Here is a 14,956-nt window from a genome sequence, read left to right on the forward strand (position 1 = left end):
GGCGGCGCTACAGCGTGATGCGCTCCACCAGCGGCTCGCGGGTAGCCGTGTTTAAGCCCTTGAACTCGATATACTTGACATTCGGCACCCAGAACGTGCCGCCCTCGATGCGCAGGAACACCCGCTCCAATTGAAGCTGCTTGCCGCCAAGGGTGGTGTAGACGTGGAAGCTTTTGTCAACGGGCGAGCGCAGCAGGAAAAACCGCACCTTGTTGTAAGCCGCAAACTTCAGCTCGTACTTCTCGGCCGCCAGCTTTTCGGCGGTGAGACCGTAGGCAAACTTGCGCTGAATGAAGTTCAGGTCCTTGCGCTCGCCGTGCTCGTCGTACCGAATCCAGAACACGTTCACGGGTTCGTCTTCGTTGAGGCGGCCGGCGCGGTCCACGTTCAGCTGGTAGATAACGGTGTTGGTGTTGGGGTCGCGCTGCAGGTAGAACAGCTGGTTGGGCACGCCGCTGGGCACCGGAAACGTAGTGGCGGGCTTCTGCGCTGGCAGCAGTGCCGAAAGCAGGTTGAAAAGCAGCAGAAAGGCCGGGGCCGACATGTTTACGTGGGAATACAAGGGAGGCGGCAAAAATACGGCAGTGGGGCGCCCGCCTATAACCTCACAAGCCCAAACCCGGTTAAGAGAGCTTGCTTTCTGACTTCACTTTTACCCTTTATGATTAAGCTATTTGAACCCCTGGCCCTGCGCGGCATCACGCTCAAAAACCGCATTGTCGTGTCGCCCATGTGCCAGTACAGCGCCAAAGACGGTTTCGCCAACGACTGGCACCTGGTGCACCTGGGCAGCCGAGCCGTGGGCGGCGCGGCCCTCATCATCCAGGAAGCCACGGCTGTGTCGCCCGAGGGCCGCATCAGCCCCGAAGACCTGGGCATCTGGAACGACGAGCAGGTGCCCATGCTGCGCCGCAGCAACGATTTCATCGCGGCGCAGGGCAGCGTGCCGGGCGTGCAGTTGGCCCATGCCGGCCGCAAGGCCAGCACCTACGCCCCCTGGCGCGGCGAGGGCGCCGTGCCCGAAACCGAAGGCGGCTGGCCCGTGGTAGGCCCCGGCAATGAAGCCTTTGCCCCCAACTACCCGCAGCCGCAGGCGCTCGACGTGGCCGGCATCCAGAAAGTCATTGACGACTTCCGCGCCGCCGCCCAGCGCTGCCTGGAAGCCGGTTTTCAGGTGATTGAGCTGCATGGGGCCCACGGCTACCTGCTGCACCAGTTTCTGTCGCCGCTGAGCAACCACCGCACCGACGCCTACGGCGGCAGCTTTGAAAACCGCATTCGGCTGCTGCTGGAAGTGGTGGCTGCCACCCGCGAGGTGTGGCCCGAAAACCTGCCGCTCATCGTCCGTATCTCGGCCACCGACTGGACCGAGGGCGGCTGGAACGCCGACGAGGCCGTGCAGCTGGCGGCCATGCTCAAAACGCGCGGCGTGGATTTGATTGACTGCTCCACCGGCGGCAACGTACCCAAGGCCCCCATTCCCGTGGGCCCCGGCTACCAGGTGCAGTTTGCCGAGCGCATCAAGGCCGAAGCGGGCATCCGCACGGGCGCGGTAGGCCTCATCACCAGCCCCGTCGAGGCCGAAGCCATCCTGGCCAACGGCCAGGCCGACCTGGTGCTGCTGGCCCGCGAGTTTTTGCGCGAGCCTTACTTCCCGCTCTTCGCTGCGCAGGACTTGGGCGTGGAAGTGCCCTGGCCGGCCCAGTATGAGCGCGCCAAGCCGCGCGTGCACAAAGAAGTAGCAGCGGGGCCACGGTAAGGGCGCGTTGCTGAATATGATGAATGGTTGGAAACGTTTGTCATCCTGAGCGCAGCGAAGGACCTTATTACGTTGGAACAGTTAATCATTCGAACGTGACAAGGTCCTTCGCTGCGCTCAGGATGACGAGCGATTTCATTAAGCCAGACTTCGCACCCACTGGGCCGTTACCAGCAATTGCCCTAGGTGGCGCATGGTGTGTTCGGCCGCGTGAAACAGCAGCCCCAGGTGCGTGGACGGCACTTGCGCCCGTCCCACGCCACGCACTTCGGTGAGGGTGGCTTCGTCGGTGGCGCGCAGTTGCGCGAGGGCCTTCTCCACCGTGCTGCTGAACTCCTGCACTAGTTTCTCAACCGTGTCATGGCTGATAGCTAGGGGCGGTACTTCGGCATTGAAAGCGGCGAACTGGGCCTCCGTCAGGGTTTCCTGGCGGGCGTAGGTGAGCAGGCGGTCGAGCACGCCCGCGAGGTGCTGGAGGTGAAAGCCTACGGAGGCCACGCCGCCGGGCCGCTCGTTCACCAATTCAGGTGGGAAATCCTGCATGGCAGTGCGCACTTCGTCGCGGGCCTGCAGCAGGGCATGGGCTACGGGCTGGAGCAGCGGCGGCACGCCGGCTATAGGGCCGCGCAGCCAAATTTCGAGGGGTGCGGGAGATGACATAGAGAATGAGGTGAGGATGCTATAGGGGAATTAAGCGGCAAGAAAGAACGTCATGCAGAGCGCAGCGAAGCATCTCTACCGCGCAACGCAATCATTTACTATTGCGGTAAAGATGCTTCGCTGCGCTCTGCATGACGTTCATTGGGTGGGAACAGCCCATGTAACGACCCTCTTTAGGCCGTACTTTTGTGATTATGTCTGATATTACCGAGGCGCTGCGCGCCGCTGCCGACCAGTTCGGCACCCCGCTATACGTTTATAACGCCGCTACTATTACGCGCCAATACCAGAAGCTGACGACGGCTTTTGCGGGGCACAAAACGCGCTTTTTCTACGCCTGCAAGGCGTTGAGCAACGTGGCCATTCTGCGCCACATCCACAGCCTGGGCTCGGGGCTCGACTGCGTGAGCATCAACGAGGTGCGGCTGGGTTTGCACGTGGGCTTCGCGCCCGATGATATTTTGTTCACGCCCAACAGCGTGACGTTCGAGGAGTTGGTGGAAGCCAAGAACCTGGGCGTCAACCTCAACATTGATAATATCTCGCTGCTGGAGCGGTTTGGGGCCACGTTTGGCGGCTCCTACCCGGTGTGCGTGCGCCTGAACCCGCACATTGAGGCCGGCGGCAACTACAAGATTCAAACCGGCCACATCGACTCCAAATTCGGCATCAGCATTCACCAGATGCGCCACCTCGAGCGCGTGGTGAAGGGCACCGGCCTGCACGTGCGCGGCCTGCACATGCACACCGGCTCCGAAATTAAGGACGTGGGCGTGTTCATGCGCGCCCTGGAAATCCTGTTCGACGCGGCCACGCGCTTCCCCGACCTGGAATTTCTGGACTTGGGCTCGGGCTTCAAGGTGCCCTACAAGCCCGGCGACCCCGAAACCGATGTGAACTCGCTGGGCGAGCAGGTGGCCAAGGCCTTCAAGTCCTTTGAGAAAGAATACGGCCGCGAGCTGGAGTGCTGGTTTGAGCCGGGCAAGTACCTGGTGAGCGAAAGCGGCTACCTGCTGGTGAACGTGGCGGTGGTGAAGCAAACCACGGCCACCGTGTTTGCGGGCGTGAACTCGGGCTTCAACCACCTCATCCGGCCCATGTTCTACGACAGCTACCACCACATCAGCAACCTGACCAACCCCAAGGGCGCCGAGCGGCTCTATACCGTGGTGGGCAACATTTGCGAGACGGACACCTTTGCCTGGGACCGGCTGCTGCCCGAAATCCACGAAAACGACCTGCTGGCCTTCCACAACGCCGGCGCCTACGGCTTCGAGATGAGCAGTAGCTTCAACTCGCGCACCCGCCCGGCCGAAGTGCTGCTGACGGAAAGCGGCGAGCTGCGCCTCATTCGTAAGCGCCAGACGTTTGAGGACCTGCTAGCCGGGCAGGTAGACGCCGTGGCCGAGGAAAAGGTCGGGTAGGCAACGCGTTATTTGGCGCGGCGCAGCAGGTAGCCCGTTTGGTCGGTAATAGTGTTGGATGGGATGGTGCTAACGCCGATGCACTCCCACCCTAAGGTGCTGAGGTAGTTTAGGGCGGCCACGGCCGAACGCAGCTTGCGGACCTCCTGGTCGGTTCGCATCATCGCCGCATCGCTGGAGCCCCCTTTGCCGTGCTGCCCATAGTTTAGCTCAACCTGGTCATAATCCCGGCTGCTTGCCACCAAAATGCAGTGTTCATATTGCAAAGCGGCGCTGCGAGTGGAAGCAGCCGGCGCCTGGGCAAAAGCGGAGCTTGAGGCAAGCAGCAGCAGGGCGAAGAAGCCGAGAATTTTGCGCATCAGTCGAAAGAAAGGATAAGGTTCAAAGCTACCTACGCGTAGGCTTTCAGAACTGCCCAGCATTGGCATGCTATGCCCCCGGGCCGGTCAGCCACGCCAAGGCCTCGGCTTCGTCCTCAAACGTGCGGTAGGTGTGCGAGAGGCCGCGCGAGGCCATCACAAATTGGTTCATGGCCAGGCGGGCAAATACGTTATGGGCCACCAGCACGGCGCCGCGGCGGTAGCCGTGCTCGTTCACGGCGCGGGGTAGCCACTTGCTGGTCATCCAGTCCTGCTCGGTAGTGCTAAAGGGCGCCATGTTGCGCTGGTCGACCAGCATGCCGTTCCAGCGGTGGCGGCTCATGGCCTGGGCCGCGTGCGTGAGCAGGGCCCGAAACTGCACGGTCTCGCGCGGGCCGGCCTTGTACTCGAGGCGCACGTAGCCAGCGGGCTCTTCCCAGATGCGCCCGTGGCTGTTTTCAAAATAAAGGGTACGGGTAGCAGCAGCCATTAACACCATCGAAGCAAACAAAAAACAGCCGCCCACGCATCGGCGCGAGCGGCTGTGGGCTTCAACCGGAAAACCCCGGTCGAGGTTATTTGTCGGCTCATCTTTTTGTTAAAGCGTCTATTATGGCCGACGAAACCGCCGCGGCTTAGGCTTCCTCATCCTTGGGCGCCTCGCCCCGGAAGGCATCGAGCTTACTCACGGCGGGCAGTTTCACGGGCTTGTTTTCGCGGGCCGACTGATAGATAGCTTCCATGATGCGCTGGTCCTGCAGGCCTTCTTCGCCGGGGGTGTAGGGCGTTTTGTTTTGGCGCACGCATTCGGCCATGTGGTCCATTTCAAGAGCAAATTGGTCTTTCTGCGGGTCGTTGGGCACCTCTTTCATTTGCTTGCCGCCGGGGGCGTGGGTACGCTCCTGCCGCAGCCCGTGGTAGGGAAAGGCGGGGTCCATCTCGATGCTGCCGGTTTCGGCATACACCGTGTAGCTCTTGTTGTTGAAGGAGCCGTAGCCCGTCATGCACTGCGAGATGACGCCGCTGGGGAAGCGCAGCGTAAAGCTCACGTTTTCTTCAATTTCCTTAAATCGGTCGTCGCCCGGCGTGGTGTATATCTGGGCCGAAACCTCGGTGGGTTCCTCGCCCAGCAGGAAGCGCGTGGTGTTGAGGCAGTACAGGCCCACGTCGGGCAGGGAGCCGCCGCCGGCCAGGGCCTTTTTGTGGCGCCACTGCTGGTCGTGGGCTTGGTTCTGCGTGTTCATCATCTGAATCATCTTGGTGCGGCCGTAGGTCTTGTCGCGCACCGCTTTCTGCACCATGCGGTTGAGCGGCTCGTACTGAATGCGGTAGGCAATCATGAGCTTTTTGCCGGCTTTTTTGCAGGCCGCAATCATCTCCTCGCACTCCTTAGCGCTGTTGGCCATGGGCTTTTCGCAGAGAATGTGCTTGCCGGCCTTGGCCCCGCGAATGGTGAATTCGTGGTGCATGGAGTTGGGCAGAACGATGTAAATCACCTCTACTTCGGGGTTGTCCTTGAGCTGGTCGTAGGTCTGGTAGGAGTAGCAGCTGCTGGGCTTAATGCCGTACTGCTGGGCCACTTTGCGCATCTTCTCAGGGTCGCCGCTCACCAGGGCTACCGGCTTGGCGTGCTTGCACTGGCCGAAAGCGGGCAGGATTTCATTGAGCGTGAGGTGGCCCAGGCCCACCAGGGCGTAGCCCACGCGGCGCTCGGGCGCGTCGGGGTTGAAGGGCTCGGCGCCTTTGGGGTCGGTGGGTGCTTCGAGGGGCGGCAGCTTGATGTCGAGCGGGCCGGTGGCGGGCGGCGGGGTGGCGTCGGGCGCTTTGGCGGCTTTGGCCGCGGCCACGGGCAGAGCGCCGGCCACGCCCACGGCCAGCAAGCCGCGCCCGGCGTGGTTGATGAACTGCCGGCGCGAGGTGTCGCAGCCGGCGTCGTCCGGCGTCGTTTCGGCCACGGCGGGCACGTAGGGATTTTCCTGGAGCATGCGGAAACGGATTGGAAAAGTGGAACTAAGGAATGAACGGCTTTGCTTACGTGCCCGAACCGCCTGCAAGTTGCCGGCCGCACCGTTGCGGTTGAGCTTACCCGGTACTGGAGCGCCCAGCCGTTTCCCGTTCCGTTCCCAACCGCCAATTCCCCAGTACATTTATAGCCCCGCATTGGGATTATTTCGATTTTCGATTCTATGACGAAGGTTTTCGCCCGCTCTTTTCTCCTTGGTTTTGGCACGCTGCTGGCGGCCGGCACCGTTCAGGCCCAAACGGTGACGCCCATTGGCACCATCCAAACCAGCGGCGCGCTGGCCACGGCGGGCACCTATACCATCGAGGCGGTAGTGACGGCTGTTTACCCTGGCCTGAGTCCGGCGGGCTTCTATGTGCAAAACGACGCGGCCGGGGCCGACGGCGACCCCGCCACTTCCGACGCCCTTTTTGTGGTGCAAACCAACCCCACCGTGGTCGTGGGCAATAAGGTCCGCATTACGGGCGCCGTGCAGGAAATTGCCAGCACACCCTCGTTCAACCAGGCCGTGCTCACCAGCCCCAGCATCACGGTGCTGGCGGCCAGCAGCCCGCTCCCAGCCTTCACCATGCTCGACAACGCCACGTTTTCGAGCACTGACGCTGAGCGCTACGAAGGCATGCGGGTGCAATTTTTGGCCCCGGTCACGGTATCGGATTTGTCCACGCTGAAATCGCGGGGCGAGCTGGACATTTCGGTGCGCGGCTTGGTGTACCAACCCACCCAAATAATCGACCCCAACGACGACCCGGCCAGCGGCACCAGTAGCAGTGGCACCAGCAACGTGCCCGCCGTGAACGCCTACCAGGCCGCCAACGTGGCCAAGTCCTTGCTGCTCGACGACGGCCGCGCCGCCGTGAACCCACAGCCCACCCCCTACCTCGACGCCACCCTCGGCACGGTGCGCGTGGGCAGCACCATTGCCAGCCTGCGCGGCATCATGGGCTATGGCGGCAGCGCTTGGCGCATTCAGCCGCTGGCCGGGGCCGACGCGCCGCAGGTTATCACGGTGCGCCCCGCGGTGCCCACCTTCAGCAACATCGACGTGAAGCTGGCCAGCATGAACGTGCTCAACTTTTTTAATGGCGACGGCGCGGGAGGCGGCTTTCCTACCTCGCGCGGGGCCGCCACGCTGGCCGATTTTCAGCGCCAGCGCAGCAAGATTTTGGCCGCCCTCACCCAGATGAACGCCGACGTGTTTGGCCTGATGGAAATTGAGAACGACGGCACCCGCCCGATTTCGGCCATTCAGGACCTGGTGGATGGTTTGAACCAGGCCCAGGGCGCGGGCACCTACGCCTTCATTAACGACGGCGGCCTCTACTCCCAGCCCAACAACACGGACCTGATTCACTGCGCCATCATCTACAAACCAGCCGTGGTGACGCCCTACGGCAACTTCCTGCTGAGCACCGTGACGGGCGTGTTCGAGCGTCCGCCCATCGCCCAGCTTTTCACCACCAACCGCCCGACGGCCGCCCGCGACACGTTTGCCATCGTGGTGAACCACTTCAAGAGCAAGGCCAGCGGCACCGGCCTCAACGCCGACCAGGGCGACGGCCAGGGCGGCTCCAACCTGCGCCGCAAAGGCCAGGCCACGGCGCTGGTGCAGTTCATCAACAACGTGGTGAAGCCTGCCGGCACCCGCTACGTGGTGAGCGTGGGCGACTACAACGCCAATTACGAAGAAGACCCCATGGACATCCTGCGGGCCGCGGGCTTCGTGTTGGGCAGCCCGGCCGCCAGCGCCTCCTACCTCTTCAACGGCCTCAGTGGCAGCCTCGACCACGCCGTGCTGACGCCCAACCTAGTGGGCCACGCCGCCGTGGAAAAGTGGCACATTAACGCCGCCGAGCCCGAGTTTCTGGAATACGACGTGGCCGGCGCGGCCACCGACATCACCAGCCCCTTCCGCTCCTCCGACCACGACCCCGTGCTCGTGGGGCTGAATTTCCGCAGCACCGTGACGGCCGCCACGGCCGCAAAAGCCACCACGCGCCTGCAAGTATTCCCGAATCCCGCCCCCGGCGCGTTCAACATCCGCATCATTAATGCTGATGGGAAACCTCTGACGCTGGAAGTGCTTTCGGAACTTGGGCAGCCGGTGCTGGCCTTGCGCGGCACGGCAGTTGAGTTGCAGGCTGAACTGGCGCGCCACACAGTTGCGCTGGCACCGGGCGCGTACCTGGTGCGCCTGCGCGGTGAGGGGCTGAGCGAGGTGCAGCGGGTGGTGAAGGAGTAGGTTTCTTCTTCTGCGAACAAACAGAACGTCATGCTGAGCGCAGCCGAAGCATCTCTACCGCAATACTAATTCAATCGAGAGAATTACTTGCGCGATAGAGATGCTTCGGCTGCGCTCAGCATGACGTTCTTTGCGGTACGCTTTACAATCATGAAACCTCCCCGCCGCAAGCCCGCCCCTGCCCTGCGCAAACCCGACCGATTCCCCGAGGAAAACATCGTCACCGGCTGGGATGCCCGGCACTTGCTGGGCCATACGGAGTTCGACGAATACCACTTCATCAATTGCGACTTTGGCGGGGCCGACTTGAGCCGGCTGCGCTTCAGCGAGTGCCGGTTTGAGCGCTGCAACCTGGCGGCAGCCAAGCTGGCGGGCACGGCCTTGCAAAACGTGGCGTTTGAGGAGTGCAAGCTGTTGGGCCTACAGTTCACGGCTTGCCGCGACATGCTTTTCAGCGTGCACTTCGACCAGTGCCAGCTGCGCTATGCCTCGTTTGCCGGGCGCACCATGCCGGGCACCCGCTTCGTGGGCTGCCACTTAGAAGAAGCCGATTTTGCCGACGCCGACCTGAGCCAGGCAGTATTTCAGGACTGCAATCTGGCCGGCGCCGTGTTTCAGAACACCCGCCTGCCGGGTGCTGATTTTACCACCGCCACCGGCTTCGTCATCGACCCCGAAACCAACCCGCTGCAGGGGGCGAAGTTCACCTTGCACGGTTTGCTGGGCGTGGTAGCCAAGTTCGGACTGGTGGTAGAATAACGCGGTGCAGCCCGAAAGCAAGGACAAAAATGCGCGGGGCAACTTCCGGTTTCGTTTGCGGCTAGTAGATTGCGGCTGAATTCCCATCTATGCCCGAAAGCGGTAGCTCGATAGCCGTACTACCGGTCTGCTTTCGGTAACTTGTCAGCACCGCGTGCCGGCCCGATTAGGGCTTGGCGTCGGGGGGCATAAACATTGCCCCTGGCCCCGGCGCGGGTATTTTTTCACCTCGCTACAACTCACAGATGGCCCATCGTCGCGCCTCTATCACTGACCTGGCCAAAGTGCTGGGACTTTCTCCTTCTACTATTTCGCGGGCCCTGAGCGACCACGACGACGTGAGCGAAGCCACCAAGGCCCGCGTGCGCCAGCTGGCCGAAGAAATGCATTACCAGCCCAACCAGCTGGCCGCCGCCCTGCGCCGCGGCCGCAGCAACACGCTGGGCGTGCTGGTGCCCCACATCACGGGCCATTTTTTCCCACAAGTGGTGCACGGCATCGCCACCGAGGCTACCAAGCTGGGCTACAACGTGATGATTTGCCAGAGCAACGAAGACGCCCGCCAGGAGCAGAAAAACATCGACCTGCTGATGAACTCGCAGGTGGAAGGCATCCTGGTGTCGCTGGCCAACACCACGCAGAGCTTCGGCCACTTCGAGGCCGTGCGCCAGCAGAACATTCCGCTGGTGTTTTTCGACCGCGTAGTGGAAGACTTTAGCGGCAGCAACGTGAGCGCCGTGATGATTGACGACTACCAGGGCGCCTACCAGGTGGTGACGCACCTCATCGAGCAAGGCTGCACGCGCATTGCCCACTTCAGCGGCCCGCTGCACCTCAACATCCACAAAAACCGCCACCAGGGCTACCGCGACGCCCTCACGGCCCACGGCCTGCCCATCGACGAGGAGTTGATTGTGTTCTGCGAGATGAACCAGAAGGGCGGTACCCAGGCCATGCGCCAGCTGCTGAAGCTGCCCAAGCGCCCTGATGGGGTGTTTTCGAGCAACGACCTGGCGGCCATCGGCGCCATTCAGGCGGTGAAGAGTGCGCGCCTGCGCGTGCCACGCGACGTGGCCGTGGTAGGCTTCAGCAACGAGATGTTCACACTGCTCACCGAGCCCATGCTCAGCAGCGTGGACCAGCGTTGCGAGCAAATGGGCAAAACCGCGGTGCAGTTGCTGCAAAAGATGCTCAAAGGCGGCCCCAACCGCCAGACGCCGCCCAAGCCCATCGTGCTTAAGCCCAAGCTACTGGTGCGCGAGTCGTCGCAGAAGCGGTAGTCGGGGAGATATTGAGTCAACAGAACGTCATGCCGAGCGCAGCCGAGGCATCTCGCGTGCCGAAGTAATCCAATCGTTAGGGTTCACTACCACACGCGAGATGCCTCGGCTGCGCTCGGCATGACGTTCTGTTGTGTGAAGTTCTATTAACCCCGCTCCACTCAAAAGCCGTAGGAAGCCATTCCGCCCGCTTGCCTGTTACACAAGCGGATTCCTACTACTTTTCGATGACGCCCACCACCGCCCCGGCCCCTAAGGCCACGCTGCTCACGCCGTTCACCATTGCCATTTTCCGGGCTATTTGGATTGCGGGGCTGGTAAGCAACGTGGGCACCTGGATGCAGAACGTGGCCGGCGTGTGGCTCGTCACCACCCTCACCACCTCGGCCCTGCTGGTGGCCATGATGCAGGCCGCCACCAGCTTGCCCGCCTTTCTGCTGAGCATGCCGGCCGGGGCCATGGCCGATTTGGTAGACCGCCGCCGGCTGCTGCTGTTCACGCAGGGCTTTATGGCGGTGGTGGCGACTATTCTGGGGGTGCTCACACTCTCGGGCAACGTGTCAGCGCTGGGCGTGCTGGGGTTTACCTTCTTGCTGGGCATGGGCGCGGCCCTGAACTCGCCCATCTGGCAGGCCGTGACTACGGAACTGGTGCCGCGGCCGGTGCTGCCGTTTGCCATCACCCTCAATGGCGTGAGCAACAACATTGCGCGGGCCATCGGGCCGGCCATTGGCGGGGTCATCATTGCGTACTACTCGGCCGGCTGGGTGTTTGTGCTCAATGGACTGTCGTTTCTGGGCACCTGGGCGGTGGTGTATTTCTGGAAGCGCGAGCCGGACGTGGCCAGCGGGCCTGCCGAAAACTTCGTGGGCGCGCTGCGGGCCGGGCTGCGCTACGTGCAGTACTCGCCGGCCATTTACGGGGTGCTGGTGCGCACGTTCGCGTTTTCGTTTGGGGCCACGGCCATGTGGGCATTGGTGTCGGTGGTCATTGCCCGGCGCCTGCATCTGAGTTCGGGACACTACGGCGTGATGCTGTCGTGGCTGGGCGCGGGGGCCGTCACGGGTGCTTTCCTGATGGGACGGGCGGGCTCGCGGCTGAGCTTCAACCAGCGGGTGCTGCTGGGCGTGCTGGCGTTTGCGGGCACCAACGTGGCCCTGGCGCTCATCGACAATATCTACCTGCTCTACGGCGTGATGTTCCTTTCCGGCATTGCCTGGCTGATGGTGATGACCAGTTTCAGCACCACCGTGCAGCTCAACGTGCCGCGCTGGGTGCAGGCGCGCGTCATCAGCGTGTACATGCTGGTGTTTCAGGCCGGCATGTCGCTGGGTAGCCTGGCCTGGGGCGAGCTGGCTGACCGCCTCAGCCTCGAAACGTCCCTGCTGATTGCCGCCGGCTGGATGCTGGCGAGCACCGTGCTGGCCCTGCCTTTTCCCATGCGCCCGGCCGAGGGCCTCAACCTGACGCCCGCCGAGCACTGGCCCGACCCCGAAACCGAAGGCGCCATTGACCCCGACGACGGCCCCGTGGTGGTCATGATTGAATACCACGTGGAGCCGGCCAATTGGCCCGCTTTCCGCGCCGCGGCCGAGCAGCTCCGGCGCCTGCGCCTGCGCGACGGAGCCCTTCGCGCCGGCATGTTTGCTGATGTGGCCCACCCCACGCGCCTCACCGAGTTCTACTACGTGGCCACCTGGGGCGAGCACCAGCGCCAGCACCACCGCTTCACGGTAGAAGACCAGGTGGTGGAGGCACAGCTGCTGAGCTTGCACAGCGGCCCGGAGCGGCCACGCGTCACGCATTTCCTGGCTTTCCCCAATGCCTCCAACGTGGAGGTAGCCACCCCCATGCAAACGCAGGAAAGCCAGCGGTGAGAATTAGGGGCGGGCTGCCGGCTGTCCGCTCGTCGGCCAAACGATTTCGCCCCAACGACGAGCGGACAGCCGGCGAAAAGCCGGCAGCCCGCATACCCATTTTACTCCCGCGCTTTCCCGCGTCGCTTCTGCTCCAGCCAGGTGTTGGCGGCGCCTTCGTCGATGAAGCGGGCGTACTGGAAGGGTGCCGAGGCGCCGGGTGGCTTTTCAGGCACACTGGGGTCGGCCTCAATTTCGATTAGGTGGTTGGGCAGCACCAGAAAGGCCACGTAGAGCTTGCCCCCCATCTCCTGCTGCACCTGGGGCAGAAACCTGGTCACCACCCACTCGGGGCCGTTGCGGCGGCGGTCGGTGCGGCGGCGGGCGTCCATCAGCCAGTGGCGGCACTTGTGCTCCCGGGCCGCGAGGCGCATGGTTTCGTAGCCCTCGTGCAGCTGCTCTTCGGTGATGGAGCACAGCCAGCGGCCGATGAGCAGGCACGAATCGGGCCGGTAAACAACCTGCAGAAAAGCCGTGGAAGCAAGTTCCTGATACATAGCAGAAGGCCAGCCGACGCCCGTCAGGGGCGGCCAGCCTGGCACTCAAATCTACGCATCTATTCCAGCTTTGCGGCTATTTGCGGGGGCTCTGCGGCTGGCCGGAATGCGGCGCGCTGATGCTAGCCCGGGCCGGCGAGGGGCTGCGCTCCCACAGTTGCTTCAGAAACTCCTGCTCGGCCAGCCACTGGCTTTGCCGGTTCAGCATCCACTCCTCCGATTCCTTGTCTTCGGGCCCTTGCGTGGCGCGTTGCAGCGGCTTCAGCCGCTCGGCGGCGAACGCCAGGCAGGCGCGCAGGTCGGCGGCTTCCAGCTCCGGGTGCTGCGCGAGGATTTCGGCTTCCGGGGTGCCTTCCGCCAACCATTCCAGCACCTGCCACACGGGGTAGCGCAGACCGCGCACAGTGGGCTGGCCATCACAAATGGCCGGATGGATGGTGATGCGGGGAGAGACCGGGAACTTCATTCCTTCAAAACTACGCATTTGCCGCAGCCCGGCAAATGCTAAGGCTACGCCGGACAGGTTTTTTAAAGTATTCGCTGCAAATCGGCGGGCTGCTGAATGCGTACGGGCGCTTCGGTTTCGCTCAGTGCCCCAAAGCCGTAGGTGGCGAAGATGAAGGGGACGCCGGCCGCCTGGCTGCCGGCGAGGTCTCCGGGCGTGTCTCCCACGTACACGGGCGCCTGTAGCCCGTATTGGGCCACCACCTCGCGGATGTTCTCCGATTTGGGCAACAGCCGGGTGCCGAAGCACTGGTGGCCTTCAAAGAAATGTCCCAGCCCGCTGTGCTTGAAAAACGCCTCCACATAGCCCAGCTGGCAGTTGCTGACAATGAACAGGCGGTAGCCCTGGCCGCGCAGGTAGCGCAGGGCGTCTTCCAGGCCTGGGTAGGGTGCGCCGCCGTGCTCCTCGGCCGCGGTTAGCTCGTGGCGGGCGCAGAGGGCGCGGTATTCGTCGAGCTTATCGGCCGGCAGCTTGGGGAACAGCCGCTCGTACACCACGGTATAGGGCTGGCCCGTCACGGCCTGCACTTGGGCTAGGGTTACGTCGTTCTCAATGTAGTCGACGCTGTTTTTGGCGGCTTGGAACGCTCGGGCAATGGCCTCGGAGGCATCCCACAAGGTGCCGTCGAGGTCAAAAATCACACTATCGAATTGGGTAGGCATGAAATCAGTTAGCAGTGGATAGTTAACAATGAACAGGGGATGCTTCCTGATGTTAATTATTCACTTTTCATTGCCTCTACTCATACAAATCCCGCGGGTCGGCAGCTGCCAGCTCGACCAGAAACTGCGCAATGTTGGTGGTGCAAGCCTCCAGGAACGCCTGGCCCTTTTCGGCCGTGGCGGCGGCGGGGTTGCCCACACCGGTATCAGCCGATACCTGGCTCCACTCGCGCTGGGCCCAGGCCCAGCCCTGGCGCAGGGCCGCGATGCGGAATTGCTTGGCGGCGCCGTCGCCGGCTTCGCTGAGGGGGCTCACCAGGTCGGGCACGATGTGCAGCATGGCGCTGGTTTCCAGCTCATCGGCGTGGTCGCCGGGTGCTGAGAAGTACTGGTTGCGGTCGGCCGCTTTAAACCAGTTGAGCGTGCTTAGAAACACCGTTGGAAACTCGGCCTGCAGCTCGCGCAGAATCTGGCGGAAGTCGTTGCCACCGTGCCCGTTCAGAATGACGAGCTTGGGGATGCCCTGGCGGGCCAGCACCTGCACCACATCGCGCAGCAAAGCCAGCTGCGTGCTGGGGCTCATGTTGATGTCGAGGGTGATGTCGAGCTGGCCGGTATTTACGCCGAAGGGAATGCAGGGCAGCACCACCACTTTGGCGCCCTGCTCCCAGGCCTTGCGTGCCGCCTCGGCCGCCACGTAGTCCGACTGGATGTTGTCGGTGGCGTAGGGCAGGTGGTAGTTGTGGGCTTCGGTGGCGCCCCAGGGCAGCACTACCACCTGGTAGGCATTGGCCTGCACGGTTTTCCAGGTGGCTTCGGCGAGGATGTAAGGGCGGGGAGGCATGGGATGGATGAGTTAAGAGTTAGGAG

At 62.9% G+C, this 14,956-nt stretch carries 15 protein-coding genes; 6 read left to right on the top strand and 9 right to left on the bottom strand.

The window, feature by feature from the left end:
* Nucleotides 1-7: 7 nt before the first annotated feature.
* Nucleotides 8-562 (bottom strand): DUF4833 domain-containing protein, encoded by a 555-nt coding sequence (locus I2I01_RS13520; protein ID WP_196287011.1) that lies wholly within the window; start codon nt 560-562, stop codon nt 8-10.
* Nucleotides 563-661: 99 nt separating this feature from the next.
* Here I2I01_RS13520 and I2I01_RS13525 point away from each other — a divergent pair, with 99 nt between their 5' ends.
* On the top strand, nt 662-1,759 hold the full coding sequence (locus I2I01_RS13525; RefSeq protein ID WP_196287012.1) for an NADH:flavin oxidoreductase/NADH oxidase: 1,098 nt from the start codon (nt 662-664) through the stop codon (nt 1,757-1,759).
* A gap of 138 nt (nt 1,760-1,897) precedes the next feature.
* Here I2I01_RS13525 and I2I01_RS13530 read toward each other — a convergent pair whose 3' ends face one another.
* On the bottom strand, nt 1,898-2,419 hold the full coding sequence (locus I2I01_RS13530; protein WP_196287013.1) for a DinB family protein: 522 nt from the start codon (nt 2,417-2,419) through the stop codon (nt 1,898-1,900).
* A gap of 194 nt (nt 2,420-2,613) precedes the next feature.
* Here I2I01_RS13530 and lysA point away from each other — a divergent pair, with 194 nt between their 5' ends.
* Nucleotides 2,614-3,843 carry a diaminopimelate decarboxylase gene (lysA, locus tag I2I01_RS13535; protein WP_196287014.1) on the top strand — a complete coding sequence of 410 codons (1,230 nt, stop codon included), beginning with the start codon at nt 2,614-2,616 and terminating at the stop codon, nt 3,841-3,843.
* An 8-nt stretch (nt 3,844-3,851) separates the two neighbouring features.
* Here lysA and I2I01_RS13540 read toward each other — a convergent pair whose 3' ends face one another.
* The 3 genes from I2I01_RS13540 to I2I01_RS13550 all read right to left on the bottom strand — a co-directional run bounded on the left by I2I01_RS13540 (nt 3,852) and on the right by I2I01_RS13550 (nt 6,187).
* Nucleotides 3,852-4,202: a hypothetical protein gene (locus I2I01_RS13540; RefSeq protein ID WP_196287015.1), complete on the bottom strand. Its 351-nt coding sequence runs from the start codon at nt 4,200-4,202 to the stop codon at nt 3,852-3,854.
* Between the two features lie 70 nt (nt 4,203-4,272).
* Entirely contained in the window at nt 4,273-4,692 is a 420-nt protein-coding gene (locus I2I01_RS13545; RefSeq protein ID WP_196287016.1) for a SpoIIAA family protein, read from the bottom strand.
* Between the two features lie 145 nt (nt 4,693-4,837).
* Nucleotides 4,838-6,187, bottom strand: coding sequence for a Gfo/Idh/MocA family protein (locus tag I2I01_RS13550; RefSeq protein WP_196287017.1), 1,350 nt, complete (start codon nt 6,185-6,187; stop codon nt 4,838-4,840).
* 201 nt (nt 6,188-6,388) lie between these two features.
* Here I2I01_RS13550 and I2I01_RS13555 point away from each other — a divergent pair, with 201 nt between their 5' ends.
* The 4 genes from I2I01_RS13555 (at nt 6,389) to I2I01_RS13570 (ending at nt 12,383) form a co-directional block, all read left to right on the top strand.
* A complete protein-coding gene (locus tag I2I01_RS13555; RefSeq protein ID WP_196287018.1) occupies nt 6,389-8,467 on the top strand; it encodes an ExeM/NucH family extracellular endonuclease in 2,079 nt (692 codons plus the stop codon).
* A 150-nt stretch (nt 8,468-8,617) separates the two neighbouring features.
* Complete coding sequence (locus I2I01_RS13560) at nt 8,618-9,226, top strand: pentapeptide repeat-containing protein (RefSeq protein WP_196287019.1); 609 nt, start codon at nt 8,618-8,620, stop codon at nt 9,224-9,226.
* A 245-nt stretch (nt 9,227-9,471) separates the two neighbouring features.
* Complete coding sequence (locus I2I01_RS13565) at nt 9,472-10,506, top strand: LacI family DNA-binding transcriptional regulator (RefSeq protein ID WP_196287020.1); 1,035 nt, start codon at nt 9,472-9,474, stop codon at nt 10,504-10,506.
* 227 nt (nt 10,507-10,733) lie between these two features.
* A complete protein-coding gene (locus I2I01_RS13570; RefSeq protein ID WP_196287021.1) occupies nt 10,734-12,383 on the top strand; it encodes an MFS transporter in 1,650 nt (549 codons plus the stop codon).
* A gap of 101 nt (nt 12,384-12,484) precedes the next feature.
* Here I2I01_RS13570 and I2I01_RS13575 read toward each other — a convergent pair whose 3' ends face one another.
* From I2I01_RS13575 to I2I01_RS13590, 4 genes are all read right to left on the bottom strand, one after another.
* Nucleotides 12,485-12,919, bottom strand: a complete 435-nt coding sequence (locus I2I01_RS13575; protein WP_196287022.1) for a hypothetical protein — start codon at nt 12,917-12,919, stop codon at nt 12,485-12,487.
* A 76-nt stretch (nt 12,920-12,995) separates the two neighbouring features.
* Nucleotides 12,996-13,385: a DUF433 domain-containing protein gene (locus I2I01_RS13580; protein ID WP_196287023.1), complete on the bottom strand. Its 390-nt coding sequence runs from the start codon at nt 13,383-13,385 to the stop codon at nt 12,996-12,998.
* Nucleotides 13,386-13,447: 62 nt separating this feature from the next.
* Entirely contained in the window at nt 13,448-14,086 is a 639-nt protein-coding gene (locus tag I2I01_RS13585) for an HAD family hydrolase (RefSeq protein WP_196287024.1), read from the bottom strand.
* A 76-nt stretch (nt 14,087-14,162) separates the two neighbouring features.
* The gene (locus I2I01_RS13590; RefSeq protein ID WP_196287025.1) at nt 14,163-14,930 is read right to left on the bottom strand and encodes a creatininase family protein; all 768 of its coding nucleotides are present in this window, start codon (nt 14,928-14,930) and stop codon (nt 14,163-14,165) included.
* Nucleotides 14,931-14,956: the final 26 nt, after the last annotated feature.

Source organism: Hymenobacter properus, assembly GCF_015694735.1.
Classification (GTDB): Bacteria; Bacteroidota; Bacteroidia; order Cytophagales; family Hymenobacteraceae; genus Hymenobacter; species Hymenobacter properus.